The sequence below is a fragment of the Halomonas hibernica genome, from assembly GCF_013183775.1.
GTDB lineage: Bacteria > Pseudomonadota > Gammaproteobacteria > Pseudomonadales > Halomonadaceae > Vreelandella > Vreelandella citrativorans.
Window position 1 is genome coordinate 1 of the sequence record NZ_VIFN01000005.1, and the last position, 25268, is coordinate 25268.

At 56.6% G+C, this 25268-nt stretch carries 24 protein-coding genes; 17 read left to right on the top strand and 7 right to left on the bottom strand.

The genetic code is table 11. The annotated features are described in order from the left end of the window. Positions 1-42 precede the first annotated feature (42 nt). The gene (gene tyrS / locus FKN99_RS09070; protein WP_172117570.1) at positions 43-1242 is read right to left on the bottom strand and encodes a tyrosine--tRNA ligase; all 1200 of its coding nucleotides are present in this window, start codon (positions 1240-1242) and stop codon (positions 43-45) included. Positions 1243-1359: 117 nt separating this feature from the next. Here tyrS and FKN99_RS09075 point away from each other — a divergent pair, with 117 nt between their 5' ends. The 6 genes from FKN99_RS09075 to metW all read left to right on the top strand — a co-directional run bounded on the left by FKN99_RS09075 (position 1360) and on the right by metW (position 6642). Further along, complete coding sequence (locus FKN99_RS09075; RefSeq protein ID WP_172117571.1) at positions 1360-2502, top strand: anhydro-N-acetylmuramic acid kinase; 1143 nt, start codon at positions 1360-1362, stop codon at positions 2500-2502. Between the two features lie 129 nt (positions 2503-2631). Beyond that, positions 2632-3342 (top strand): YggS family pyridoxal phosphate-dependent enzyme, encoded by a 711-nt coding sequence (locus tag FKN99_RS09080; protein WP_172117572.1) that lies wholly within the window; start codon positions 2632-2634, stop codon positions 3340-3342. Between the two features lie 14 nt (positions 3343-3356). Continuing rightward, entirely contained in the window at positions 3357-4181 is an 825-nt protein-coding gene (gene proC, locus FKN99_RS09085) for a pyrroline-5-carboxylate reductase (RefSeq protein ID WP_172117573.1), read from the top strand. Between the two features lie 28 nt (positions 4182-4209). Beyond that, entirely contained in the window at positions 4210-4803 is a 594-nt protein-coding gene (locus FKN99_RS09090) for a YggT family protein (RefSeq protein WP_172117574.1), read from the top strand. A 64-nt stretch (positions 4804-4867) separates the two neighbouring features. Next, on the top strand, positions 4868-6049 hold the full coding sequence (metX, locus tag FKN99_RS09095) for a homoserine O-succinyltransferase MetX (protein WP_172117575.1): 1182 nt from the start codon (positions 4868-4870) through the stop codon (positions 6047-6049). Beyond that, a complete protein-coding gene (gene metW / locus FKN99_RS09100; protein ID WP_172117576.1) occupies positions 6049-6642 on the top strand; it encodes a methionine biosynthesis protein MetW in 594 nt (197 codons plus the stop codon). Before metX ends, metW begins: the two co-directional genes overlap by 1 nt. Here the strand turns inward: metW and sfsA are convergent. Both sfsA and FKN99_RS09110 read right to left on the bottom strand, forming a co-directional pair. Then, entirely contained in the window at positions 6583-7392 is an 810-nt protein-coding gene (sfsA, locus tag FKN99_RS09105) for a DNA/RNA nuclease SfsA (protein WP_172117577.1), read from the bottom strand. The genes metW and sfsA overlap by 60 nt on opposite strands. Further along, positions 7389-8549 (bottom strand): aminotransferase class I/II-fold pyridoxal phosphate-dependent enzyme, encoded by a 1161-nt coding sequence (locus FKN99_RS09110; RefSeq protein WP_172117578.1) that lies wholly within the window; start codon positions 8547-8549, stop codon positions 7389-7391. The genes sfsA and FKN99_RS09110 overlap by 4 nt, the downstream gene beginning before the upstream one ends. Before the next feature lie 185 nt (positions 8550-8734). Between FKN99_RS09110 and dksA the strand changes: the two genes are divergently transcribed. The 11 genes from dksA (at position 8735) to FKN99_RS09165 (ending at position 21082) form a co-directional block, all read left to right on the top strand. After that, positions 8735-9172 (top strand): RNA polymerase-binding protein DksA, encoded by a 438-nt coding sequence (gene dksA / locus FKN99_RS09115; RefSeq protein WP_087108663.1) that lies wholly within the window; start codon positions 8735-8737, stop codon positions 9170-9172. Between the two features lie 81 nt (positions 9173-9253). After that, positions 9254-10144 carry a tRNA glutamyl-Q(34) synthetase GluQRS gene (gene gluQRS / locus FKN99_RS09120; protein WP_172117579.1) on the top strand — a complete coding sequence of 297 codons (891 nt, stop codon included), beginning with the start codon at positions 9254-9256 and terminating at the stop codon, positions 10142-10144. A 10-nt stretch (positions 10145-10154) separates the two neighbouring features. Beyond that, positions 10155-10331, top strand: a complete 177-nt coding sequence (locus tag FKN99_RS09125) for a hypothetical protein (protein ID WP_172117580.1) — start codon at positions 10155-10157, stop codon at positions 10329-10331. Continuing rightward, complete coding sequence (locus tag FKN99_RS09130) at positions 10321-13263, top strand: ATP-binding protein (protein ID WP_172117581.1); 2943 nt, start codon at positions 10321-10323, stop codon at positions 13261-13263. Before FKN99_RS09125 ends, FKN99_RS09130 begins: the two co-directional genes overlap by 11 nt. Continuing rightward, positions 13241-14623, top strand: a complete 1383-nt coding sequence (locus tag FKN99_RS09135; RefSeq protein WP_172117582.1) for a sigma-54-dependent transcriptional regulator — start codon at positions 13241-13243, stop codon at positions 14621-14623. The genes FKN99_RS09130 and FKN99_RS09135 overlap by 23 nt, the downstream gene beginning before the upstream one ends. Positions 14624-15464: 841 nt before the next feature. Next, positions 15465-16850 carry a polynucleotide adenylyltransferase PcnB gene (gene pcnB / locus FKN99_RS09140; RefSeq protein ID WP_172117583.1) on the top strand — a complete coding sequence of 462 codons (1386 nt, stop codon included), beginning with the start codon at positions 15465-15467 and terminating at the stop codon, positions 16848-16850. Between the two features lie 7 nt (positions 16851-16857). After that, complete coding sequence (folK, locus tag FKN99_RS09145) at positions 16858-17358, top strand: 2-amino-4-hydroxy-6-hydroxymethyldihydropteridine diphosphokinase (RefSeq protein ID WP_172117584.1); 501 nt, start codon at positions 16858-16860, stop codon at positions 17356-17358. 184 nt (positions 17359-17542) lie between these two features. Further along, positions 17543-18334 carry a 3-methyl-2-oxobutanoate hydroxymethyltransferase gene (gene panB / locus FKN99_RS09150; protein ID WP_172117585.1) on the top strand — a complete coding sequence of 264 codons (792 nt, stop codon included), beginning with the start codon at positions 17543-17545 and terminating at the stop codon, positions 18332-18334. Between the two features lie 37 nt (positions 18335-18371). Continuing rightward, positions 18372-19220, top strand: coding sequence for a pantoate--beta-alanine ligase (gene panC / locus FKN99_RS09155; protein ID WP_172117586.1), 849 nt, complete (start codon positions 18372-18374; stop codon positions 19218-19220). A gap of 49 nt (positions 19221-19269) precedes the next feature. Further along, positions 19270-19650: an aspartate 1-decarboxylase gene (gene panD, locus FKN99_RS09160; RefSeq protein WP_087108680.1), complete on the top strand. Its 381-nt coding sequence runs from the start codon at positions 19270-19272 to the stop codon at positions 19648-19650. Positions 19651-19903: 253 nt separating this feature from the next. Then, positions 19904-21082: an acetyl-CoA C-acetyltransferase gene (locus FKN99_RS09165; protein ID WP_172117587.1), complete on the top strand. Its 1179-nt coding sequence runs from the start codon at positions 19904-19906 to the stop codon at positions 21080-21082. Positions 21083-21182: 100 nt separating this feature from the next. Here FKN99_RS09165 and FKN99_RS09170 read toward each other — a convergent pair whose 3' ends face one another. From FKN99_RS09170 to FKN99_RS09185, 4 genes are all read right to left on the bottom strand, one after another. Beyond that, the gene (locus FKN99_RS09170) at positions 21183-22352 is read right to left on the bottom strand and encodes an MFS transporter (protein ID WP_172117588.1); all 1170 of its coding nucleotides are present in this window, start codon (positions 22350-22352) and stop codon (positions 21183-21185) included. 126 nt (positions 22353-22478) lie between these two features. Beyond that, complete coding sequence (gene pnp, locus FKN99_RS09175) at positions 22479-24641, bottom strand: polyribonucleotide nucleotidyltransferase (protein ID WP_172117589.1); 2163 nt, start codon at positions 24639-24641, stop codon at positions 22479-22481. Positions 24642-24823: 182 nt separating this feature from the next. Then, positions 24824-25093 (bottom strand): 30S ribosomal protein S15, encoded by a 270-nt coding sequence (rpsO, locus tag FKN99_RS09180; RefSeq protein ID WP_018917553.1) that lies wholly within the window; start codon positions 25091-25093, stop codon positions 24824-24826. Between the two features lie 31 nt (positions 25094-25124). After that, positions 25125-25265: a hypothetical protein gene (locus tag FKN99_RS09185; protein ID WP_172117590.1), complete on the bottom strand. Its 141-nt coding sequence runs from the start codon at positions 25263-25265 to the stop codon at positions 25125-25127. Between the last annotated feature and the right edge of the window lie 3 nt (positions 25266-25268).

Here is a 25268-nt window from a genome sequence, read left to right on the forward strand (position 1 = left end):
CGGGCGTTTGGCAAGGCCTTTTTGAAGATAGTTTCAAAAAGTTCAAACAAGCGTCACACGACCGTAACGTTTCTTGCCTGCCTGTATAACGTAGGCCTTACCCGTTGCCAGCATGGTGTCCTGCGCAACCACGTCGCCATCGACCTTAATACTCCCGTTCTTAAGCATGTCTTTCGCCTGAGCACTGTTTTTGGTCAGGCCTGAACGGTTGAGTACGGCAGCAATGGGGGCTTGATCAGCGACTTCAAAATCCACTTCTATTTCTGGCAGATCGTCAGGCAGTTCGCCATCGGCCAGTTGGTTACCTGCGGACTTGTGCGCATTAGCGGCGGCTTCTTCACCGTGGTAGCGAGCAATCAACTCACGCGCCAGCTCCATTTTCACGTCACGTGGGTTCGCACCCTGCTCAACACTCTGCTTAAGCGCATCAAGCTCTTCGTTGGATTTCAGCGACAGTAGCTCAAAGTAGCGCCACATTAAGCTATCGGGCATTGAAACCAGCTTGTTGAACATGGAACCCGGTGCTTCATCAACGCCCACGTAGTTACCGAGCGACTTCGACATCTTCTGCACGCCGTCAAGACCTTCCAGCAACGGCATGGTGATAACAACTTGAGGCTCCTGGCCGAAGTGCTTTTGAATTTCACGCCCCATCAGCAGGTTAAACTTCTGGTCGGTGCCGCCTAACTCGATATCCGCTTCCAGCGCCACAGAGTCATAGCCCTGAACCAGCGGATACAGAAACTCATGAATGGCGATAGGCTGATTGGCTTTATAGCGTTTTTCAAAATCATCCCGCTCAAGCATACGCGCAACGGTGCTTTGTGCGGCCAGCTCAATCATCTTGGCGGCGGTCAGCTCGCCAAACCACTCCGCATTAAAGCGCACCTCGGTCTTTTCAGGATCAAGGATCTTGAAAACCTGCTCTTTATAGGTTTCCGCGTTGGCTTTCACATCGGCTTCGGTCAGTGGCTTGCGGGTGATGTTCTTACCCGTCGGGTCACCAATACGTCCAGTGAAGTCACCGATCAGAAAAATAACGGTATGCCCCAGGTCCTGGAATTGACGCATTTTGGTCAGAAGTACGCTGTGACCCAAATGCAGGTCTGGGGCGGTGGGGTCAAAACCAGCTTTGATACGCAGCTTGCGCCCGGAGGCCAGCTTCTTTTTAAGCTCGTCCTCTACGAGGATTTCATGCGTACCCCGCGCCAACAGCGCTAAAGCCTGATCCACCTCACTCATTGCCTCTCTCCACTCTAAACGTTGCCCCATTGGGCATACAGATGAACAATAGCCGACGATGTTACCATGCCTGCCCGACCTGGTTGAGCCTTCGCACCGCCTTGGATACTCTGCTTTATGAAAACGCCCCCGACTGCTCCCACGCTTTATTATATGGGTTTAATGTCAGGCACCAGCCTTGACGGCATTGATGCAGCGCTTGTTGCGATCACTCACAGCGCCCCACCTCGGTTAGTGGCAACCCATGCCGAGCCCATGCCGGAGGCATTGCACAGCGCACTATTAACGCTATGTAACGCAGAGCAGGTAAATTTCGCCCAGTTGGCCTTGGCCGAAAATGCCTTTTGCCATCTTCAGGCGCAGGCTATTAACACCCTTTTGGCCCAGCAAGGCCTTTCACCCAGCCAGATCAGTGCAATCGGCAGCCATGGCCAAACTATCGAGCATGCGCCTGACGGACATAGCGGTGGCCCTGCCTACACGCTGCAGCTGGATAACCCAAGCCTATTGGCGGAATTGACAGGCTGTACGGTCGTCGCCGACTTTCGCCGCCGCGACTTGGCGGCAGGCGGTCAGGCGGCCCCACTTGCGCCCGCCTTTCATCAGGCGCTATTCGGCAGGCAAACGGCAGAACAACTCATCCTCAACCTGGGCGGGATTGCCAACGTTACCTGGCTACCGCGCCATGCTGAACAGCCGGTATTAGGGTTTGATACCGGCCCGGCTAATGTATTACTGGACGCCTGGTTTGCAAAACATTATCCCGGCCGCTTTGATCAAAACGGCAGCTGGGCCAAAAGCGGCCAGGTAGATAGCGCTCTCTTGGCGCGTTGCCTCAACGAACCCTACTTTCGTCAACCGCCGCCGCGCAGCACCGGGCGCGAACTGTTTCACTTAACGTGGCTCAAGCAGCACCTTACCGGCACGGAGTCACCCGAAGATGTGCAGGCCACACTTGCCGAGCTAACAGCGATCAGCGTGGCCGAAGGCATTAAGCACTTATTGCCCGACAACCAACCCGCAACCCTAATCACCTGCGGCGGAGGCGCCCACAACGCCTACTTAATGGCACGCCTTGCCCATTACCTACCTAACGCCGCGTTTACCTCGCCATCGGCTTACGGCTGGCCAGAAGACTGGATTGAAGCAGGCGCCTTTGCCTGGCTTGCCCATCAGCGTTTGCACCATTTACCTGGTAATTTACCCTCGGTCACGGGTGCCAGCGGCCTGCGTGTATTAGGGGGCATTTACTCACGCTAAGCGTCAGGCGATGGAAGCTGCTGATATTTATTAGCGAAAAGAGGCCGTTCATACGCATTCTACTTTGCCGAGGATGCTCGCAGTTCGGTAATATCCCTCTCACTTCCAACTGCGGTAAGGTGCTTGAGTATGATGGACATCGCGCTTCCTGAGTCGCTCGCCCAAGCGCGAGAACGTCTGCATCAGGCGCTTTTAGAGGCCAAGCGTCCTTTAAATGACGCAACGCTGCTTGCGGTGAGTAAAACCAAGCCAGCCCCTCTGATTCGCCAGGCTTATGCACTTGGTCAGCGGGCGTTCGGCGAAAACTACCTGCAAGAAGCATTAGACAAGCAGACCGAGCTTGCTGACCTAAACGATATTGTGTGGCATTTCATTGGCCCGCTACAGTCGAATAAAACCCGCGCAGTGGCAGAGCACTTTGACTGGATGCATAGCGTTGACCGTTTAAAAGTTGCCAACCGACTCAGCGAGCAGCGCCCAGGTCATTTAGCGCCGTTAAATATATGTTTACAGGTTAATATTAGCCGTGAGGCGTCTAAATCGGGGGTGATGCCTGAAGACGTTAGGGCGCTGGCCCATGAGGTAGCCCAGCTACCCCGTTTACGGCTGCGCGGTTTAATGGCAATTCCCGCGCCAGCGGACACACTAGAGGCACAGCGCAAGCCGTTAGCCGAACTAAGGCACCTGCTGACAGAACTACAGACAACGCTGCCTCAGGCCCCATTAGATACGCTTTCAATGGGCATGAGTGATGACCTTGAAGCCGCCGTCATGGAAGGTGCCACACTGGTACGCTTAGGCACCGCTATTTTCGGTGCGCGCGGCGCAGTCAATTCATAACACAGGACACGCACATGACAAATAAGATCACTTTCATCGGCGCAGGCAATATGGCGACCGCTATTATCGGCGGCCTTATCGACAGCGGTGTTGCACCCACGGACCTTACCGCCACCGCGCCCAGCAGCAGCGAGCTTGCGCCGGTAAAAGAGCGCCTGGGTATTAATATTCACACCGACAACAACGTTGCCGTCAGTCACGCTGACGTGGTGGTGCTGGCCGTTAAGCCGCAAATCATGCGGGTGGTATGTGAAAAGCTGCGGGAGACTATTCAGCAACAGCGCCCGCTGGTGATCTCCATTGCAGCAGGTCTGGACGCCGCGACCATCGACCAGTGGCTAGGGGGCAATAACGCCCTGGTCCGCTGCATGCCCAACACACCTTCGCTGGTGGGATACGGCGCCAGCGGCCTGTTCGCCAATTCAGCCGTGAGCGATGCCCAGCGCGATATCGCCACTCAGCTAATGGAAGCTGTCGGCATTGTTGAGTGGGTGGAAGAAGAGCCGCTTTTGGACGCGGTAACGGCGGTTTCTGGTAGCGCCCCGGCCTATTTCTTTTTAATGCTTGAAGCCATGGAAGAGGCTGCCGTAACGCTTGGATTACCGGCTGAAACGGCGCGCCGCCTGGCCATCCAAACGGCGCTGGGCGCCGCTACCATGGCGCAGAAGAGTGACAAAGACCCTGCCACGCTCAAGCAAAACGTGATGTCGCCAGGCGGCACCACTGAGCGCGCGATTCATCATCTGGAAGAGGCGCAGTTGCGCACTACCATTGCCGATGCCATGGAAGCCTGTGCCAAGCGCGCCCAGGAAATGGCCCGTGAATTAAGCAGCCACTGAATCATCTAACGTAACGGAGACACCAGCAATGGGCAGTCAATTGGGTAGCGCCGGGTTAACGCTAGTTAACTCGCTGATCAATATCTATTTATTTTTACTGATGCTGCGATTCTTATTGCAGGCATCGCGGGCGGACTACTATAACCCGCTAAGTCAGTCGGTGGTTAAGATCACCCAGCCTGTCGTAAGGCCTTTTCAGAGCTTTTTGGGCCCTGTGGCGGGCCGTTTCGACCTTGCCACGCTCGCCGCAGGCTTTGTGCTAAAAGTAGTGAGCATGGTGGCTATCTTCATGGTGATCGGCATTGGTATCCCGCCCATTGCCGGGCTACTGATTGCCGGGGTGGCGGCGATTGCCAATGCGATATTAAAGATCTACTTTTTCGCTCTGATTGTGATGATCATTTTAAGCTGGGTGGCTCCGAATGCCAGCCACCCGGGCGCACTGCTGGTCATGCAGGTGGTTGAGCCCATCATGGCGCCGGTACGCCGGGTGATTCCACCGCTGGGAATGATCGACCTGTCCCCCATTGTGGTCTTTATTGCCATTAATCTTCTTGATGGCCTGGTGGTTGGCTCTCTGATCCGTGCTGCCGGCATTTCAGGGGCCCTGGTAGGGCTTTAAGGCTTTAGCCCCGCTTCCCCCGGCTTTATTCAGAAGAACCCTTTTTGCAGGACTAACGCTTTCGATGCCCGACTCAGATACGCTTGCCCTTGCTGACCGACCAACGGACGCCGTTGGTCTTGTCACGCCTCATGTTGCGCAGTTCGACACACCGCTTGCCCTCGCCTGCGGAAAAGTACTTCCGGAATATGAGCTGATCTATGAGACCTACGGCACCTTAAACGCCGAACGCAGCAATGCGGTGTTGATTTGCCATGCGCTTTCCGGCCACCACCACGCGGCGGGCTATCACAGTCTGGATGACCGAAAGCCCGGCTGGTGGGATGCGCACATTGGGCCAGGTAAATCGATCGACACCAATCGCTTCTTTGTCGTTTCCCTGAATAACCTGGGCGGCTGTCACGGCAGCACCGGCCCGGTTAGCCACAACCCTGAAACCGGTCGCCAGTGGGGGCCAGATTTCCCCATGGTCACGGTCAGCGACTGGGTCGCAAGCCAGGCACGCCTGGCCGACCATCTGGGGATTGAGCGCTGGGCGGCCGCCGTGGGCGGAAGCCTCGGTGGCATGCAGGTACTGCAGTGGACAATAACCTACCCTGAGCGAGTAGCAAATGCCGTGGTAATTGCCGCAACGCCCCGGCTTTCAGCGCAGAACATTGCGTTTAACGAAGTAGCCCGTCAGGCCATTCGCTCAGACACCGAGTTCTTCGGCGGCTGGTACGCCGAGCATGACACCGTACCCAAGCGCGGGTTGAAACTGGCACGCATGGTGGGACATATCACCTACTTGTCAGAAGACGCCATGGGCAGCAAGTTCGGGCGCGACCTTAGAAGCGACGACCTTAACTTCGGCTTCGATGTTGAGTTCCAGGTCGAATCCTACCTGCGCTACCAGGGCGATGCATTCTCCACCGCCTTTGATGCCAATACCTATCTTCTGATGACCAAGGCGCTGGACTATTTCGACCCGGCCGCCACCTGCGGCGGTGACCTGGCCAAAGCGCTTGCCCCGGCACAGTGCCCTTTCTTGATTGTCAGTTTCACTACCGATTGGCGCTTCCCGCCCGCCCGTTCCCGTGAGCTGGTCGATGCCCTTATCCGAGCGGGCAAGTCGGTTAGCTACGCCAATATTGCGTCGCCCCATGGGCACGATGCGTTCCTGCTACCAGAGCCGCGTTATGAAGCGCTGTTCAGCGCCTTTATGAACCGTACTGCTCGTGAGCTAGGCCTGGAGGAGACCCGTTGATGCGCGCCGACCTTGAACTGATTTACGACTGGGTGCCTAAAGGCGCTCACGTACTGGATCTCGCCTGCGGCGATGGCGAACTTCTGGAGAGCCTGGCCCGCGACAAGAGCGTCACTGGCTATGGTCTGGAGATCGACCCAGACGGCATTACCAGCTGCGTGGCACGCGGTGTCAGCGTGATAGAGCACAACCTGGACGACGGACTGGCCAGCTTTTGCGATCACAGCTACGACCTGGTCATCATGACCCAAGCACTCCAGGCACTGCGCCGCCCCGACAAAATGCTTGATGAAATGCTGCGCGTCGCTGACGAAGGCATTATCACCTTCCCCAACTTTGCCTACTGGCGTCACCGCGTCTACCTGGGTCTACGCGGCTACATGCCGGTCTCCAAGTCGCTGCCTCACGCCTGGTACGACACGCCCAACATTCACTTGTCGACCTTTAACGACTTCGAGCAGCTGTGCCGTGAAAAGGGCCTGGTCATCGTGGATCGTGCCGTGGGTGTGGGCGAGCGCCGCGGGCACTGGACCTCAAAGTGGTGGCCCAACCTCTTCGGCGAGATCGCCATCTTTCGCGTACGTCGCCGTTAAGCGAACCGGCAGCGTGCGCGCAAGCGTTACGCTGACCGGAACACCCTCCTTCCACTGAGTGCTCGTACCATACGCGAGCACTTCAACACCGCTGGCAACCGCCGCCTCAAGCCCTGCCGCATAGGCGGCGTCGATATGTGCAGCGGGTGCAACATCGTTAATACCTTCGTGGGCAATGCAAAACAGCAGCACGGCCCGCTCCCCCTGCAAGGCCAATGCACTTAACGCCTGCAGGTGTTTAAGCCCGCGCACGCTTACCGAGTCGGGGAAATAACCGTATCCATCCTGCTCTTTGAGGGTTACCTGTTTGACCTCAATGTACGCGCGCCCTTTCACCGGGTCCTCAAGCAGAAAATCAAGCCGCGACTCCCCGACCTTTACCTCACGACGCTGGCAGGCATAACCGGTAAGCGCCTCCAGTTGGTTAGCACTGAGCGCCGCCTCGACAATCCGGTTGGTTCGCCCCGTATGAACCGATACCAACGACACGCTACCATCGGGCTGGGGCAGCTCAATGAGCTCCCATGTCCATAAAAGCTTGCGCTTGGGGTTATCACTGGGTGACAGCCACACTCGGCAGCCGGGCACATTGACGGCTTTCATCGACCCGGTATTGGGGCAGTGCGCTACCACTTCTCGGCCATCGTCCAAGCGCACGTCAGCAAAAAAACGCTTATAGCGGCGCAGCAGCGTACCGGGAACCAGTGACGGATAACCCAATGGAGAAGGCAGCGAAGAGGCCCGTGTCATAGCCGCCCCACGAAGCGGGTGATCCGCGCCACCGCCTCCTCAAGCCGAGCAACATCATTGGTAAACGCAATCCGCACATGGTGCTCGCCACCGCGCACGGCAAAATCAATACCGGGGGTAATGGCTACGTTTTCCTCTTCCAGCAGCCGTTCACAAAAGGCCTGGCTATCGCGGCTATAGCGCGAGATATCCAGCCAGACATAAAACGCGCCTTGAGGCGGTAAGTCGGGCGCCAGGCCAAGCGTCGCCAGCCCATCAAGCAATACCTGACGGCGCTCAGCGAGAATTTCACGACGCTGCTCCAGAATCGCCCGGCACTCGGGAGTGAAAGCGGCAAGCGCTGCATGCTGAGACGGGGTAGAAGCTGCCAGAAAGACGTTCTGGGCAAGCCGGGTCAAGGGCTCAACCGCGCGCTGCGGCGCGACCAGCCAGCCCAAGCGCCAGCCGGTCATACCGAAATATTTTGAGAAGCTGTTAACCACAAACGCTTCGCTGGAAAGTGATGTCGCAGACAGCGGAACATCGTCGTAGTTGAGCCCTTGATAGATCTCGTCAACGATCACTTCGCCCGAGCGCGTGGCCACAGCGTCCAGCACTTGAGACAGCTGCTCAGCACTCAAGGTGTGCCCGGTAGGGTTGGAGGGCGAAGCCAGCATGGCCAGCCGGGTTTCATCACGCCAGTGCCGCTCGACCAAACCGGCATCCAACTGCCAGCCGCTCTCACGCCCCACGGAAACCGCGTCAACTTCAGCGCCTGCCAACGCCATAAAGTGGCGGTTGCATGGATAATTGGGGTCCGCCATCAGCACCCGGTCACCGCTCTCTACAAGCAGTTGGCTTGCCAGCAGCAGCGCGCCGGATGCACCCGGCGTAACCAGAATTCGGGCAGGGTCCACGTCAGCATTAAAGTGTTCAGCGTAGTGCCTGGCAATGGCCTCACGTAGCGCAGGCAGCCCGGCGGCGGGAGTGTAACGCGTCTGGCCACGTGATAAGGCCTGTTGACCTGCCGCAATGACCGACTCAGGCGTGGCAAAGTCTGGTTCGCCGACCTCCAGATGAATCACGTCATGCCCCGCCGCCTCCCGCGCCTGGGCCATTTCCAATAGATGCATCACGCGAAAAGGTGCCACGTGGCTGATTCGTGGGTTCCAGGCCATAACGGCTCCTTCATCTAGCAAAGTTAAAGCATGACAGGGGTCTTACAAGCAGTAGGACCATAGTCGCAAACGCACCATTATGCTTGCAAAGCGGGAGTTTTTCAGCTAAACAAGCATCCCTTTGGCGTGAGATCGTGGCATACGCTCATGATCGATCAGCAGTCATATACGTAAGGGGCAATCCCATGCCAGTAGCGGAAAAAAAACCGGAAGCGGCCAAGTCCTTCACTCCGTATGAGTCGGCACCGGGTGAAGAGTACATGAACGATAAGCAGTTGGCGCATTTTCGTCAGCTGCTGTTGGACTGGAAGCAAGACCTCATGGAAGAGGTGGACCGCACCGTGCGCCACCTTCAGGAAGACGCCAACAACTACGCCGACCCCGCCGACCGGGCAACGCAGGAAGAGGGCTTTAGCCTTGAACTGCGCACTCGCGACCGCGAGCGCAAGCTGCTCAAGAAAATCAATGAAACCATCGAAAATATCGACGACGACGATTATGGTTTCTGCGAAGCATGCGGCGTTGAAATCGGTATTCGTCGTTTGGAAGCCCGTCCTACCGCCACCCTTTGCGTTGATTGCAAAACCCTGGCGGAACTTAAAGAAAAACAGCTTGGCGGCTAAGCCGGTTATTTAACCCCTTGGTACGCTAACGCTGAAGCGGGCACCTTTGGGTGCCCGCTTTTGTTTTGGGTAAAGGTTTGCATGATGTCTTCTACCAGCTACCGGGGGCGCTTTGCCCCCACTCCTTCAGGGCCTTTGCATTTTGGTTCGCTTGTTGCAGCGCTCGGCAGTTATCTGGATGCCCGTGCCGCTGGCGGGCGCTGGCTGGTGCGTATTGAAGATATCGACCCACCGCGCTGCCCCCAAGGGGCAGACGCCACCATTTTGCGCCAGTTGGAACGCTTTGGCTTACAGTGGGATGAAACGCTATGCTGGCAGCACAACCGCCATGACGCTTATCAACAAGCGCTGGATCAACTCATTGATCAGCGCTTGGCGTATCCTTGTAGCTGCTCACGCAAACAGTGGCAATCGCATGCTATTTATCCAGGCTGGTGCCGTGACGGGTTAAGGGAGCCGGATAAGCCGGTTGCCTGGCGGTTACGCAGTGACCTGGCCAAGCGCCCGATTGTCTGGCAGGACCGTCTGTTTGGCGCGCAGCAGTTTGACCCAGTAGCGCTGGGTGACGTGGTACTTAAGCGCAAGGATGGTCTTTGGGCTTATCAGTTGGCGGTCGTCGTTGACGATGCCGAGCAGGGTATTACCGACGTGGTTCGTGGGCTCGATTTACTCGACAACACCCCTTGGCAGCGTCAGCTTCAAAGCGCTTTGAAGCTTCCAGAACCGCGCTATTTACATTTGCCACTGGTCGTCACCCCAGACGGCCAAAAGCTTTCAAAACAGAACCTGGCCCCGGCGCTTGCCGAGGACGAGGACGGCAGGCGGCGCCAGCTTTTTCAGGCGCTTCAAGCGCTTGATCAAGCACCACCGGCCGCTCTGGCCACAGAACCTCCCGCCAGCCAGCTACACTGGGCAGTGGCAAACTGGGCGATTGAGCGCCTTTCCCCCACCGAACACCGCCGCTCGCCGTAAGGAGTTCTCCATGTATGTCTATCGCATCATGCTGTTTTTGGTGTTTGGCGGTTATTTGCTCTCTCCGTTATTAATGGACGGCTGGAGCAATCCGAGCACGGCCTGGTATCGCCCGTTCGCTATCTGGGGCGTGTTGATTGCGCTCACGCTATGGCTTGAGCAAAAAAGGAAGTTAGATGAGCGTTGAGTTAACCGGCGTTTTACTGCTCGGTCTGGGCTTCCTGGGGCTGATGTTTAGCTGTGGCGTCGCCGTTGAGCGCGGCTGGTTGCCTACATACGTTACCCGCCATCCCATCGTTTACACCCTCGCCCTCGGCGTTTATGCCAGCGCCTGGGCAATTTATGGCAGCATTGAACTTGCGGCCCAGGCAGGGTTTGGCTACCTGGCTTACTACCTGGGCGCGGCCGGTACCTTTCTACTTGCTCCGGTCCTGCTAGTGCCTATCCAGCGGATTACCCGCACGTATCAGCTCGCTTCACTCGCGGATCTGTTTGCGTTCCGGTTTCGTTCGCGCTGGGCAGGCTCACTGGTCACGTTAATCAGTCTTTTGGCCGTGCTGCCACTGTTAGGCATTCAAGTTCAAACCTTGAGCAGCGCTATTCAATGGCTCACCGGCAGTGCCTATAGTTCCGCGGTCGCCCTGCTATTTTGTGGGCTGATTGCGGTACTCGCCGTGATGTTCGGAGCCCGACATAGCCATACGCGCCAGGACCCGTTAATCAGCATGTTGGCGCTTGAGTCTCTGATCAAACTACTCGCCATGCTGTGCCTGGGAGCGGTGGCCTTATGGCTTGTGTTTGATGGACCCAATGATTTACAACGCTGGCTTGAGGGGCCAGGCCTACAAGCCCAGCAGGCAACCTATCAGTTGGATGACGCTCAATGGCGCACGCTGTTACTGCTGTTTTTTGCAGCCGCGTTCATGATGCCCCATCTATTTCATATTACCTTTGCCGAAAACCTGTCACGCCACACCCTGCTTCAGGCCAGCTGGACATTACCGCTTTACCTGTTATTGATGGCCTTGCCGATACCACTTATCTGGTGGGCCGCTCAATCGGTCAATAACGAGCTTCCGATCACGGCCTACGCGGTGTATATGATCAGCGAACACTGGTGGGTCAAAGCACTGGCATTTCTGGCCGGGCTCGCTGCGGTCACCGGTACGATGATCATGATCGCCCTGGCGCTATCCGGCATGGTGCTCAACCATATTGTACTGGTGGCCAGGCCGCCCGAAGCGCGTAGCGATCTTTATGGCTGGCTACTCTGGCTACGCCGAGCCTTGGTGGTCGGCGTGATTGTTAGCGGCTGGCTATTTTATGAGGGGGTTGGGCGCCATCACGACCTCGTGAGCCTGGGCATGGCCTCTTTTGTGGGTATGGCGCAGTGCTTGCCCGGCATGCTGGCACTGCTTTACTGGCCAGGTGCAAATCGCAAAGGCATGGTTGTTGGCCTTATCGCAGGTGTCATCCTATGGCTTTGGGGGCTTTGGCTACCGCTTATCTTCACGTTCCCGACCCCCGCACTGCCCTTTACTCACCTGATGAGCGACAGTGCGCCGCCCTGGTACACGGTAACGCTGGTATCACTGGCGACCAACATTGTTCTCTTGATGGTTATTTCGCTGTTTACACGTATTTCAGAGGGCGAAAAATCAGCCGCCGAGGCGTGCTCCGTCGATGCCGTTATCCGCTCCAAGCGGCTACCGCTGGAGGCAGCCACCGCTGCTGACTTTTCTACTCATCTGGCGCAAGCGATCGGCGATGAAGCCGCCCAGCGAGAAGTATCCAGAGCATTAAAAGCGCTCAAGTTCACGCCACAAGAACGCCGCCCTTACGCACTGCGCCGCCTGCGTGACCGCATTCAGGCCAACCTGTCAGGCTTAATGGGGCCTTCGGTCGCACGTGATATTGTCGACCGCTACCTGCCCTACCGCCATGACGACGCCCCGGTAACGGACGATATCCACTTTGTGGAGAGCCGCCTGGAAGCCTACCGTTCACGCCTGACCGGGCTTGCCCGAGAGCTTGACGGACTGCGCCGCCACCACCGCCAAACGCTGGCTTATCTTCCTGTTGGTCTGTGCGTATTTGGCGATGACAAAGAGCTTTTGATGTGGAACGAGGCGCTTTCCCAGCTTTCTGGCATCAGCGGCGAAAGCGTGATTGGCGCGCGCTGCGATAATTTACCTGCGCCGTGGCCTGAGCTATTGGGCAACGTCTTACTGGCCTCCCACACACCGCTTTATAAGCAGGCGGTGTCGCTGCACGGCAAGGATTACTTTCTTACCCTGCATAAAGCCGAGCTTAGCGGCCACGACAGCCGGGGTGGCAGCGTGGTGTTGGTCGAAGACCACACCGAGATGAAGTGGCTGGAAGATGAGTTGGTCCATGCTGCCCGCCTGGCTTCTATTGGCCAGTTGGCAGCCGGCGTTGCCCACGAGATTGGCAACCCGATTACCGGGATTTCGTCACTGGCACAAAATTTACGCTACGATACCAATGACCCCGCCCTGCTGGAGACTGCGGATCAGATCCAGCAGCTAACCCGGCGCGTAACGACCATTGTAAACTCGCTGGTCGGCTTTGCGCATGGCGGGCGCCAGGCAGGCCCGCCGCCTGCGTCTCCTGCGGCGCTTAACACGCTGAGCGAAGACGCATTAAACTTGATCCACCTCGCGCGCTCGGGTGAGGATGTAACGTTGACCAATGCGTGCCCTGATGGTCTTGTGGTACGCGGGGATGCTCAGCGTTTAACCCAAGTGATGGTCAACCTGCTTAGCAACGCCAGGGACGCTTGCATGCCCGGCGGCCAAGTGGTGATTACCGCAGGGCAGCAGGCAGGCAGTGCCTGGTGGCGGGTAACGGATAACGGCCAGGGAATCGATCCTCGCGTGCGTGACCACTTGTTTGAGCCATTCACCACGACCAAACCAGCAGGCGAAGGCACAGGACTTGGGCTGTCGCTTGCGTATCAAATTATCAACGAGCACCAAGGCAGAATAGACGTGGCCTCGCCGCCGCCCAATGAGCCTCGCGGCACGGCCATTACGCTTTGGCTGCCGCTTTACCAACAGGATGGCCAGCGACCCTATGCCCAGGATTCTGATTGTTGAAGATGAAGCGATTATTCGCAGTGCGCTAAAGCGCCTGCTTGAGCGTCATGACTATACCGTCAGCGAAGCAGGCAGCGTTGAAGAGGCCAACCAACTAACGCTTTCTGAGTTCGACCTCATTATCAGTGACCTGCGTCTGCCGGGTGAGCCTGGCACCACGTTGATTGGCGCTGCTGCTCCCGCACCGGTGCTGATCATGACCAGCTATGCCAGCATGCGCTCAGCGGTAGATGCCTTAAAACAAGGTGCCGTCGATTATATCGCCAAGCCGTTTGACCATACTGAAATGCTGGAGACCGTTGAGCGTATATTGCATCAGCAGTCGATGCAGCATGGCGAGCCACCTGCGATTACCGATGATGGTGGCAGCCAGCAGATGATGATTGGCGAATGCGCGGCCATGCAGCAGGTCTATACGCGTATCCGCAAAACCGCCCCGGCCGATGTGACCGTGCTGATTTTAGGAGAATCAGGTACCGGAAAAGAGCTGGTTGCGCGGGCCATTCACCAACAAAGCAAGCGCGCCAACGCCCCGCTAATCAGCGTTAACTGTGCCGCTATTCCCGAAACGCTGATTGAGTCTGAACTGTTCGGCCATGAGAAAGGCGCGTTTACCGGCGCCAGCGCATCACGCACCGGCTTGGTGGAGGCCGCCGACCAGGGCACGCTGTTTCTTGATGAGATTGGTGAGCTGCCCCTTGATGCCCAGGCACGCCTGCTGCGTGTGTTACAGGAGGGAGAAATCCGCAAGATTGGTTCTGTGGAGACCCGCCACGTTAATGTCCGCCTGATTGCCGCGACCCACCGCGACCTGCGTGCCTTATCCAAAAGTGGTGAATTTCGCCTGGACCTTTACTACCGCTTAAACGTGATGCAGATCGAGCTCCCCCCGCTGCGCGAACGCGAAGACGACGTGCTCCAGATTGCCGATATCTTGCTGGATAAAGCGTGCACGCGTCACGAGCGCCCCGGCCTACGGCTTTCAAGGGCCGCCCGTCAGGACCTGCGTGATTACCCGTGGCCAGGTAACGTTCGTGAGCTTGAAAACGCCCTGGAGCGAGGCGTGATTTTAGCCGAAGGCCATCTGATTCACCCGGACGATCTCGGGTTGGCACCTGCACCGCCTCGCGCCCATTCACAGGCGAGTTCAGCGGCTTCCTCCAGCGACGAGAGCACGCCAGCGGAGGATGAGGATGATCTCTCTTTGGAAGACTATTTCCAGCACTTTGTGCTTGAGCATCAGGACCTGATGAGCGAAACCGAGCTGGCTCAAAAACTGGGCATTAGTCGTAAAAACCTGTGGGAACGGCGCCAGCGGCTTGGCATCCCGCGTAAAAAAACTGCTCGGCGTCCCAATTGACGTCGCTGACTGGCCTGCCCACCAGCGCCTCACACCAAATGCTTACGACCATCGTCTACTATACTGATTTAAATAAAAAATAACCGATTTACGTTACCCAATCATTGTTACCTACCCACACAATGCCCGTAAAAAACCGGACCAAAAACGGTAACACTTATCTGTCACCGAAGTTCCTCAAAATAAAAAAATAATCATAAGCACATGAAATAAATAAACATTTAAACAAGTGGCACGACGAGTGCAATATTACTGGGTAAGAAAAATAAACTGGGCCAAGCGGTGGGTCACTAACAAAAACAACATGACACCACCCTAACCTGAGCCATAACAAAAACAACAAGGCCAGGGGAGATAACAGCACTAATAATAACAACAGGCTTCAATCTCATGACTTGCTGGCGCTAAGCACAATAAGCGCAGCTAATAAAAACAACAGGTAGCAAGTGCCCAAAATGGACGCGACGTACACCAAATGATCTGCGCCCCAACAAGAATAATAGCAGTGAGTGTGTACACCCCCGGAACCAACAATAATACGTCGGGGAAGAAAAGTTCGCGGTTGGATTATTGTTTTGAATACGAGGCGGTCGGATACTGCCTATCGACTGCGGTGCGTATTCAGGGCGATGTGCCATCATGAAGAAAAACAGCAGCATGGACGCTGATTAAATGCTTTATAGGGGAGGCTCTTTTAGCCTCCCCTTTCCGCGTTTAAAGGGGAAGGCGTTCGCAAACCTGCCCGAGATGCTTTGCAAGCGTAAAGGGGTCGGCTACACTCATCGGCTTACCGCTTACTTCACGGTCACTTTTTCGATACCCTGCGAGTCGATATCGCCGCATGTTCAAAGGATTTACCCGTTTCTTACATAGCCCGGGAGAGCAATTGAAAACCCTGCTCGATCCCCAAGAGAGTGGAACCGCTCTCAGCCCACGCATTATCCCTCGGTCCGAGCACCCTGTTTCTCGCCAACATATCAGCGACGCTGCGCTAAAAGTGCTTTACCGCCTTAGCGGTGCAGGCTTCGACGCCTACCTGGTGGGCGGATGTATTCGCGATGCGCTGCTTGGCAAAATGCCCAAGGACTTTGACGTTGCCACCAACGCCACGCCGGAGCAGGTGCGTGACCTGTTTCGCAATTCGCGCTTGATTGGCCGACGCTTTCGTATTGTCCATGTCCGCTTTGGGCGCGAGGTCATCGAAGTCACTACGTTCCGTGGCAAGCCGCAAGACGAACACGGCGAGAATATCGCGCACCAGTCGGACGCCGGCTTGCTGCTGCGAGATAATGTATGGGGCAGCATTGAGGAAGATGCCTTACGGCGTGACTTCACCGTTAACGCGCTGTATTACAACATTGCCGACTTCAGCCTTCACGACTTTGCCAACGGTGCGCGTGATATTGAATCGCGCACGCTGCGCCTGATTGGCGACCCAGCCACCCGCTACCGGGAAGACCCGGTGCGTATGCTGCGCGCCGTTCGCTTCGCGGCCAAGCTCGACTTCACTATTGAGCCTGACACCGAAGCACCGATGTACGACCTTGCGCCGCTGTTGCTGCAAATTCCGCCTGCACGGCTATTTGATGAAGTGCTTAAGATGTTTATGTCAGGCTATGGGTTGGCAACCTTCCGCCTGCTTAGCCATTACGGCCTGTTTGGCATGCTCTTCCCCGAATCGGAAGAGGCCATGGCCGATGCGGCGTGGGCGGAAAAGCTCATTGAATTCGCCTTGGCCAATACCGACAAGCGCATTGCCGAAGGTCGCCCGGTGACGCCTGCCTTCCTGCTGGCCGCCTTCTTATGGGCCCCGGTTGCCAATCGCCAGGCCGAGCTTGAAAGTGAAGGCATGCCCGCGATACCGGCACTGCAAACGGCATCGCAGGAGGTGGTGTCGCGTCAATTGGAACATACCTCTATCCCTAAACGCTTTGGCATGCCCATGCGCGATATTTGGGAGCTACAGGCACGTCTGCCGTTACGACGCGGCAAGCGTGCGTTCCAAACCCGCGAGCACCCACGTTTTCGTGCCGCTTACGACTTACTGCTGCTGCGTGAGCAGGCGGGCGAAATCCCGCGCGGCTTGGGCGACTGGTGGACGGCCTTCCAGCAGGGCGACGAGCATGAGCAGCTTCGCTTGCTACAAAAAATTGGGGGCGACCCGGCAAGCCAGGGCGACCGCCGCCGCAAACGGCGCCGTAAACCCACGCGCAAATCGGAAAAGTGAGCAACGCATGAGCCCGACATCGCTTACGTATATTGGCTTGGGTAGTAATCTTGATGATCCTATCAGGCAGGTGCGCCAGGCGATTTCGGCACTTGCCCTGCTGCCCTTGAGCCAGTTGACGGCCACCTCCTCACTTTACGCGAGCCGCCCAGTTGGCCCCCAGGACCAGCCGGATTTTGTCAACGCAGTAGTCGCCCTGACAACGCGCCTTTCACCGCTGGCGCTGCTTGACCAACTACAGGCGCTGGAACAACAGCACCGGCGCCAGCGGCTACGCCACTGGGGCCCACGCACACTGGATCTGGATTTACTGCTTTTTGACCAGCAGGCAATTGCCTATCCGCGTTTAAACGTTCCCCATCCGCGTATGCTCGAGCGCGCCTTTGTGCTCGCTCCCCTGGCGGAACTGGATGCAACGCTGACGCTTCGCCAGCAGCCGGTAAGCGAATGGCTAAATCAAATCCCCGAACCAGGCATTCAGCGTTTAGTCGAAGATGGCCCTGCCTAAGCGGTTATCTTGCTACCCTAGCCTCGACACACAACACTGGACCGGGTAACAATCGTTTTCCAGCCCACACACTAACGTTCTGGTTTGTCTTTCAGGGCCCATTTTTTAAGAACATCGCAACAGCGTGATATTAACAACGGCCGGCTGCCCATGCCGCAGCGGCCACGACGAGTGAGAGCATGCCATGAAACCCGTGACTCTAAGCACGCTACAGGCCTACAAGCGCGCTGGCGAAACGTTTAGTTGCTTAACCGCTTACGATGCCTCCTTTGCCCAAGCGGCGAGCCACGCCGGTATCGACGTGCTTTTGGTGGGTGACTCGCTCGGCATGGTGCTCCAGGGGCATACCAGCACGCTCCCCGTGACAGTCGACGATATTTGCTACCACACCCGCTGTGCCGCACGCGGCAAAGGCCATAGTCTGTTGATGGTTGACCTGCCGTTTATGAGTAACGCCTCTACGCAGCGCATGCTGGAAGACGGCGCAGCCCTCATGCGTGCCGGTGCGGAACTGGTCAAGGTAGAAGGCGAAGCCTGGATGGCCGAGGGGATCCGTGAGCTAACACGCCGCGGCGTGCCCGTATGCGCCCACTTGGGCTTAACGCCACAGGCGGTTTATCAGCTAGGTGGCTACAAGGTACAAGGACGAGACACCACCCAGGCAGAGCGTATCCTGCAAGATGCCAAAGTGCTGGTTGAGGCGGGCGCTTCGGTTATATTACTGGAGTGCGTACCGGCAAGCCTGGGCAAGGCCATTACCAACGCACTTGATGTACCGGTCATCGGAATTGGCGCAGGCCCCGATACCGATGGTCAAATTCTGGTCATGCATGATGTGCTCGGCGTCACCCATGGCCGCCCGCCGCGGTTTGTGAAAAACTTCATGGCAGATGCTGGCAATATTCAGGGCGCCTTTCAGGACTTCCACGAGGCGGTCAAAACGCGCGCCTTCCCAGCTCCCGAGCACTGCTTCTAATCTGCCCGTTTGCGACGTAACCTTACGACACATGACTATGCGTACATTGCGAGAGATCAACGACCTGCGCAGCCTCCTGCGCGACTACCGAACGCGCGGCCAGCGAATCGCGCTCGTGCCGACCATGGGCAATCTTCATGCCGGGCATTTAGCGCTGGTTGCCAAGGCGCGTGAGCACGCAGATGTTGTCGTTGCCAGCCTGTTTGTAAACCCCATGCAGTTTGGGCCTAACGAAGATCTGGACGGCTACCCACGCACCTTCACCGATGACCAGGCAAAGCTTAGGGCAGCCGGATGCGACGTGCTCTTTTCACCCTCGGTAAGCACGCTTTATCCCAATGGGCTAACCTCACAAACGTGCGTTCACGTGCCTGACGTGGGTGAGGGCCTGTGCGGTGGCTCACGGCCCGGGCACTTTGACGGCGTGTCTACCGTTGTCACGCTGCTGTTTAATCTGGTACAGCCTGACGTTGCCTGCTTTGGTGAGAAGGACTACCAGCAGCTTGCCGTTATTCGCAAGTGTGTGCAGGACCTGCATATGCCGATTGACATTATTGGCGTGCCGATTGTGCGCGATGACGATGGGCTGGCACTTTCATCGCGTAACGGCTACTTGAGCGATGCCGAACGCGCGATAGCCCCTACGCTTTACCACACACTATGTGAATTGCGCGACGCCTTGGAACAGGGTGAGTCACTGGAAACCGCCTTCAGGTACGGTTTAAAGTCGCTTACCGAGTCGGGCTTTACGCCCGATTACCTTGAGCTTCGTACGCCCGAGTTAACGCCTGTCAGCACCACCACTCGTGACGCGGTATTACTGGCCGCTGCTCGGCTAGGTCCCGCTCGCTTGATTGATAATCTCAGCGTGCAGCTGCCCGCTTGATCCATTACGCTTTATCGCCAAGCCGCAGGCTTCGCAACCAGGAGTTGTTATGCAAACAATTATGCTCAAAGCCAAGCTCCATATGGCACGCGTTACCCATGCAGTGCTTAATTACGAAGGGTCTTGCGCCATTGATGGCGACCTGCTGGATATGGCCGGTATTCGTGAAAACGAACAAATCCAGATCTATAATGTTGAAAACGGTGAGCGTTTTACCACCTACGCGATCCGTGGCGAAGAAGGCTCTCGTTTGATCTCGATTAACGGCGCGGCAGCGCATTTAGCTGCCCCCGGCCACCGGATTATTATTTGTAGCTACGCCCACTATTCGGAAGCCGAGCTTGAACAGCACCAGCCAGCTCTGGTCTACCTACAAGAAGGTAACGAGGTTAGCCATACCAGCAACGCTATCCCGGTGCAGCTGGCGTAGGCTACGCCTTCTAGTCATCTACCGAGCGGACCTTCAGGGTCCGTTTTTATTTGCCTTTAAAAAAGCGCATTGCCGCAACGCACAACTTTCCCCTATGCTGAGTAGCAAGCCTGACATAAAAAACAGATAGCGTAGGTTATGCTCAGTACATCAGGCAGTAAGAACAGACAGTAAAACAGGTCCGTAAAAACAGGCCCGTACAAACAAAATAGCAAAACAGGCGGTCTACCTTACTCACGTTAGGAGTCATCTCATGCAAGAAGTGGTCATTGTTGCGGCTCGCCGCACCGCGGTCGGTTCCTTTGGCGGTTCACTGGCAGGCATTCCTGCAAGCGAGCTTGGCGCGTTAGTGATTAAGGATATCCTTGAATCAACCGGCGTTTCCCCCGACCAGGTGGACGAAGTACTCCTCGGTCAAGTACTGACGGCGGGCGTAGGGCAAAACCCTGCTCGTCAGGCGGCGATTAAAGCGGGCCTGCCGGCCTCTGTACCGGCCATGACAATCAACAAGGTATGTGGCTCAGGCCTAAAAGCCGTGCATCTTGCCACACAAGCGATTCGCTGTGGCGACGCTGAGCTGATCCTGGCGGGTGGGCAGGAAAACATGTCGGCGTCTCCCCATGTATTGCCCCATTCGCGCACTGGTCAGCGCATGGGCGATTGGAAAGCCATTGATACCATGGTGCATGACGGCCTTTGGGACGCCTTCAATGACTACCATATGGGCATCACCGCCGAAAACCTGGCTGAAAAATACGGTATCACCCGCGAGGAAATGGACGCGTTTGCCGCTCAGTCGCAACAGAACGCTGCCAAGGCCATTAAAGAGGGCAAATTTAAAAGCCAGATCGTGCCGGTGCAGATCCCCCAGCGCAAAGGCGATCCCGTTGTGTTTGATACCGACGAGAACCCGCGCGAAATTACCGCTGAAAAGCTGGCGGGCATGCGCCCAGCGTTCAAAAAGGATGGCACCGTTACCGCAGGTAACGCCTCCTCATTGAACGATGGCGCGGCCGTTGTGATGATCTGCTCGGCAGAAAAAGCCAAGGCGTTAGGTCTTGAGCCGCTGGCACGTATTGCCGCTTATGCCAATGCGGGCGTAGACCCTGCCATTATGGGTATTGGCCCCGTGCCCGCTACCCGTCGCTGCCTGGAAAAAGCCGGCTGGAGCCTGGAGGACCTGGACCTGGCGGAAGCCAACGAGGCTTTTGCGGCACAGGCCCTTTCTGTTCAGAAAGAGCTGGGCTGGGATATATCCAAGGTCAACGTCAACGGTGGCGCGATTGCCCTGGGCCACCCGATTGGCGCTTCTGGCTGTCGCGTACTGGTATCGCTCCTTCATGAGATGATTGCCCGGGATGCCAAGAAAGGCCTGGCAACGCTGTGTATCGGCGGCGGCCAAGGGGTGGCACTGGCGATTGAGCGCCCCTGATCTCGGCGATTAACGCTTAAAATGTAAATGCCCCTGTCACTGACAGGGGCATTTTTATGCCTCAAGGCTTCGCATCTGGCATCTAGCACTCATGGGGCGCTTAGCGGTGCTTTTCACCCACAATGGTGGCGGGTGTTCGCCATACCAACAGCGCGCCCAGCAAGAATAGGCCCGATGCGGCCCACATGGTAATAGGCAGGCTAGTAGCATCAACAACCCGGCCACCGACCATCGCGCCCAGCCCAATGGAGAGGTTGAATACAAAGGCCATCAAGGCGGTCGCGGCTTCGGTATTGGGTGCCGTGCGTAAAATCCACGTCTGTATGCTCACCGACACGCTGCCAAAGGCCGCGCCCCACACCATGAGTAGCAGCACGCCGCTGACAGGCTCGACCCCGAGCAGCGGGAAAGACGCCACCACCAATAGCAGCAAGCTTGGGATCGCCAGCACCGCTCGGTAAGGATGGCGCCCAGCGAACATGCCTGCGGCGATATTGCCCAGTATTCCTGCCGCCCCATACAGTAGCAGCAAGCTGCCCACATGGCGCTGAGCTACACCGCTTATCTCCTGAAGGATAGGGCTAATGAAAGTGTACGCTGCAAAGTGTCCAACAACTACAAAGCCCGTGACCAGAACCGCGACCCGAACGCCACGGCTAGTGAACTGCTGGGCCAGCACTTTGAGACGGACTGGCTCCCTGGGTGGAAGTGGCGGCAGCCAGCACCACAGTGCCAGTGCGGTTAACAGGCTAAAACCGCCCAAAGCCCCAAACGCGATTCGCCAGTTGCTTAGATCACCCAGTAAGGTACCCAGTGGCACGCCAAGCACCGATGCAGCGGCTACGCCGCCAAAAATAATCGTCATGGCCTTGGGCACTTTATCGCTGGGCACCAAGCGCGGAGCAATACTCCCGGCCACGGCCCAATAACCGCCGATACTGACACCCACCAGCACGCGGGCGGCCAGCAGCAGAATAAAGCTACTGGCCAGCGCTGAAAGCACGCTACCAATCACCATGACGACCATGAGTAGCGTGAGCATAATGCGCCTATCCAACCGGCCTACCGCCACGGGCAGTAGCGGCGCCGAAAAAGCGGCGACCACGCCCGGTACCGTTACCATCAAGCCAGCGACACCGGGTGTTACATCCATGGATGAAGCCACCTGAGACAACAACCCGATAGGCAGCTGTTCAGCGGTTACCAATAGAAAAATGCCGATCATCACGGCGACCACCGCCCACCAACGCGGTGCCTGTTCCTTCTCCATGCCTACTTCCTTCTAACTAAACGTCCACCCAACCAAATGCTCTTTTAATCACACTTTCTTTCAACCAAACGACTCCGCCCCCGCAACCAGGGGCTACGGGGGCGGAAGAGACAACCTTACGGCGACTTAGTCCGCGGTGTTCTCACTTTCAGCGGCAAACGCTGCTTTCTCTTCTTCGGTGATCTCTTTCATCGAGAGCTTCACGCGGTTGCGGTTATCGATGTCGAGCACCTTCACAATCACGTCGTCGCCTTCATTCAGGAAATCGCGCACGTTGTTAACGCGCTCAGCCACGATTTGCGAAATATGCACAAGACCATCGGTACCCGGCATGATGTTCACAAAGGCACCGAAGTCAGCAATACGTACGACCTTGCCGTTATACAGCTTGCCAATTTCCGCTTCTGCCGTAATCGCCAATACGGTATCGATGGCTTTTTTCGCCGCAGCCTTGTCTTCAGCGTAGATGCGCACGGTGCCGTCGTCATCGAGGTCGATAGACGCGCCAGTATCTTCGCAAATTTTGCGAATGGTGGCGCCGCCTTTACCAATAACGTCACGGATCTTGTCCGGGTCGATCTTGATGGTGGCCATGGAAGGCGCATTATCGGAGACGTCGGTACGACTCTGGCTGATGACTACATTCATCTGCTCAAGAATACCCAGACGCGCTTTGTGGGCTTGCTGAAGCGCAGTCTCCATGATCTCTTCGTTGATGCCTTCAATCTTGATGTCCATCTGCAGAGCAGTAACACCCTCTTCTGAACCGGCCACTTTAAAGTCCATATCGCCAAGGTGATCTTCATCACCCAGGATATCGGTCAGTACCGCGTAGCCATCTTCGTCTTTCACCAAGCCCATGGCGATACCCGCCACCGGTGCTTTCAACGGAACACCCGCATCCATCAGCGCAAGTGAGGAGCCACATACCGAAGCCATCGAGCTTGAGCCGTTGGATTCAGTAATTTCCGATACCACACGAATAGTGTAGGGGAAGGCTTCTTCAGACGGCAGCATGGCCTGAACACCACGGCGTGCCAAACGGCCATGGCCGATTTCACGACGTTTCGGGCCACCCATAAAGCCCGCTTCACCGACCGAGTAGGGAGGGAAGTTGTAGTGCAGCATAAAGCGGTCTTTACGCTCGCCTTCCAGCGACTCGATCAACTGAGAGTCACGCAGGGTGCCCAGCGTTGCCACTGCAATCGCTTGGGTCTCACCACGAGTGAACACCGCCGAACCGTGAGTCTTGGGCAGCGCGCCCACTTCGATCGCCAGCGGGCGCACGGTGAAGTTGTCACGGCCATCAATGCGCGGCTCACCTTTTACAACGCGTGAACGTACAACGCGTTTCTCAAGACCAGCAAAGGCACCTTTTACTTCGTCTTTGCTGAACTTGTCGTTAACCGGTTCACCGTCAATGGCTGCCAGCTGTTCAACCGCCTGATCTTTCAGGGCTGCCAGGGCATCCTGGCGCTGCATCTTATCGGTGATGCGATAGGCATCGCCCACCTGCGCTTCAAACGCATCCGCAATGGCGGTTTTCAGCGCTACGTTCTCAGGGGCTGGCTGCCAGTCCCAGCGCGGTTTGCCGGCCTCGGCAACCAGCTCGTTAATCGCGCTAACCGCGACCTGCATTTCCTGGTGGCCAAACAGTACGGCGCCCAGCATCTCGTCTTCCAGAAGCTCTTTGGCTTCGGACTCGACCATCAGCACGGCGTTTTCAGTACCGGCAACGACCATGTCCAGCTCGGAAGTCGCAAGCTCTTCAACGGTCGGGTTAAGGAAATACCCCTGCTCTTCGTTGAAACCAACGCGCGCAGCACCGATCGGGCCGTTGAACGGCACGCCAGAAATGCTCAGTGCAGCGGAGGTACCCAGCATCGCGGCAATATCCGGGTCGTGATTACGATCGGTGGAAAGAACGGTACAGATAACCTGCACTTCGTTCATAAAGCCTTTGGGGAAAAGCGGACGGATCGGACGATCGATCAGACGCGAGGTTAAAGTTTCTTTCTCGGTCGGACGTCCTTCGCGCTTAAAGAAGCCGCCGGGAATTTTACCTACTGCGTAGGTTTTTTCCTGGTAATGAACCGAGAGCGGGAAAAAGGGTTGGCTGGGGTTGGCTTCTTTGCGCGCCACCACGGTACACAGCACAACGGTATCTTCCATGGTGACCATAACGGCCCCCGTGGCTTGACGAGCGATACGCCCGGTTTCTAGCGTGACGGTGCTACGACCGTACTGAAACGTTTTTTTTACCGGATTCACGGCGACTTCCTTTAACATTAATATCTACTTGTCTATTCGTTTGGGTCGTTTTGACTCGCCACCATTCTAGGCGCTGTAGCGCCATACGGCTACCAGAAACCCAAAATCACCGGGGCAAGCCACGGCCTGTGGGCGACACGCATAAAAAAACGGGCAGCTCACAAGGAGCTGCCCGTTTCTCAATCTTCGCCAACAATAGCTTAGCGACGCAGACCTAAACGCTGGATCAGAGACTGATAGCGTTCGAAATCTTTACGCTTCAGGTAGTCCAGCAGTTTACGACGCTGGTTTACCATGCGGATCAGACCACGACGCGAGTGGTGATCCTGCTTGTTGGTTTTGAAGTGGTCCTGCAGGCCATTGATGTTGGCGCTCAGCAGTGCAACCTGTACTTCAGGGGAACCGGTATCGTTATCGCCGCGGCCGTATTCGTTGACGATTTCGGCTTTCGTTTCAGCGGTTAATGCCATCTGTCTCTCCAGTAAGCAATATGCCTAAAATTTAATGGGTGAGACCACGCATATTTGCAGTCTCAGGCGACTCTTTTCGACGTACTGTTTCCAGCACTATTTCAAGTACCGTTTCCAGTACTATTTCAAGTGCTATTTTCGCGTAAATCGTCACATCCTTGCAACGTTTCACCCG

Excerpts from the sequence above, each read along its gene's own strand:
- FKN99_RS09135 (WP_172117582.1), top strand. The coding sequence starts at position 13,241 with ATGCCCAGGATTCTGATTGTTGAAGATGAAGCGATTATTCGCAGTGCG.
- FKN99_RS09080 (WP_172117572.1), top strand. The coding sequence starts at position 2,632 with ATGATGGACATCGCGCTTCCTGAGTCGCTCGCCCAAGCGCGAGAACGT.
- dksA (WP_087108663.1), top strand. The coding sequence starts at position 8,735 with ATGCCAGTAGCGGAAAAAAAACCGGAAGCGGCCAAGTCCTTCACTCCG.
- FKN99_RS09130 (WP_172117581.1), top strand. The coding sequence starts at position 10,321 with ATGAGCGTTGAGTTAACCGGCGTTTTACTGCTCGGTCTGGGCTTCCTG.
- gluQRS (WP_172117579.1), top strand. The coding sequence starts at position 9,254 with ATGATGTCTTCTACCAGCTACCGGGGGCGCTTTGCCCCCACTCCTTCA.
- folK (WP_172117584.1), top strand. The coding sequence starts at position 16,858 with ATGAGCCCGACATCGCTTACGTATATTGGCTTGGGTAGTAATCTTGAT.
- tyrS (WP_172117570.1), bottom strand. The coding sequence starts at position 1,242 with ATGAGTGAGGTGGATCAGGCTTTAGCGCTGTTGGCGCGGGGTACGCAT.
- metW (WP_172117576.1), top strand. The coding sequence starts at position 6,049 with ATGCGCGCCGACCTTGAACTGATTTACGACTGGGTGCCTAAAGGCGCT.
- FKN99_RS09090 (WP_172117574.1), top strand. The coding sequence starts at position 4,210 with ATGGGCAGTCAATTGGGTAGCGCCGGGTTAACGCTAGTTAACTCGCTG.
- rpsO (WP_018917553.1), bottom strand. The coding sequence starts at position 25,093 with ATGGCATTAACCGCTGAAACGAAAGCCGAAATCGTCAACGAATACGGC.
- FKN99_RS09075 (WP_172117571.1), top strand. The coding sequence starts at position 1,360 with ATGAAAACGCCCCCGACTGCTCCCACGCTTTATTATATGGGTTTAATG.
- pcnB (WP_172117583.1), top strand. The coding sequence starts at position 15,465 with ATGTTCAAAGGATTTACCCGTTTCTTACATAGCCCGGGAGAGCAATTG.
- sfsA (WP_172117577.1), bottom strand. The coding sequence starts at position 7,392 with ATGACACGGGCCTCTTCGCTGCCTTCTCCATTGGGTTATCCGTCACTG.
- metX (WP_172117575.1), top strand. The coding sequence starts at position 4,868 with ATGCCCGACTCAGATACGCTTGCCCTTGCTGACCGACCAACGGACGCC.
- panB (WP_172117585.1), top strand. The coding sequence starts at position 17,543 with ATGAAACCCGTGACTCTAAGCACGCTACAGGCCTACAAGCGCGCTGGC.
- proC (WP_172117573.1), top strand. The coding sequence starts at position 3,357 with ATGACAAATAAGATCACTTTCATCGGCGCAGGCAATATGGCGACCGCT.
- FKN99_RS09125 (WP_172117580.1), top strand. The coding sequence starts at position 10,155 with ATGTATGTCTATCGCATCATGCTGTTTTTGGTGTTTGGCGGTTATTTG.
- pnp (WP_172117589.1), bottom strand. The coding sequence starts at position 24,641 with ATGTTAAAGGAAGTCGCCGTGAATCCGGTAAAAAAAACGTTTCAGTAC.
- panC (WP_172117586.1), top strand. The coding sequence starts at position 18,372 with ATGCGTACATTGCGAGAGATCAACGACCTGCGCAGCCTCCTGCGCGAC.
- FKN99_RS09165 (WP_172117587.1), top strand. The coding sequence starts at position 19,904 with ATGCAAGAAGTGGTCATTGTTGCGGCTCGCCGCACCGCGGTCGGTTCC.
- panD (WP_087108680.1), top strand. The coding sequence starts at position 19,270 with ATGCAAACAATTATGCTCAAAGCCAAGCTCCATATGGCACGCGTTACC.
- FKN99_RS09110 (WP_172117578.1), bottom strand. The coding sequence starts at position 8,549 with ATGGCCTGGAACCCACGAATCAGCCACGTGGCACCTTTTCGCGTGATG.
- FKN99_RS09170 (WP_172117588.1), bottom strand. The coding sequence starts at position 22,352 with ATGGAGAAGGAACAGGCACCGCGTTGGTGGGCGGTGGTCGCCGTGATG.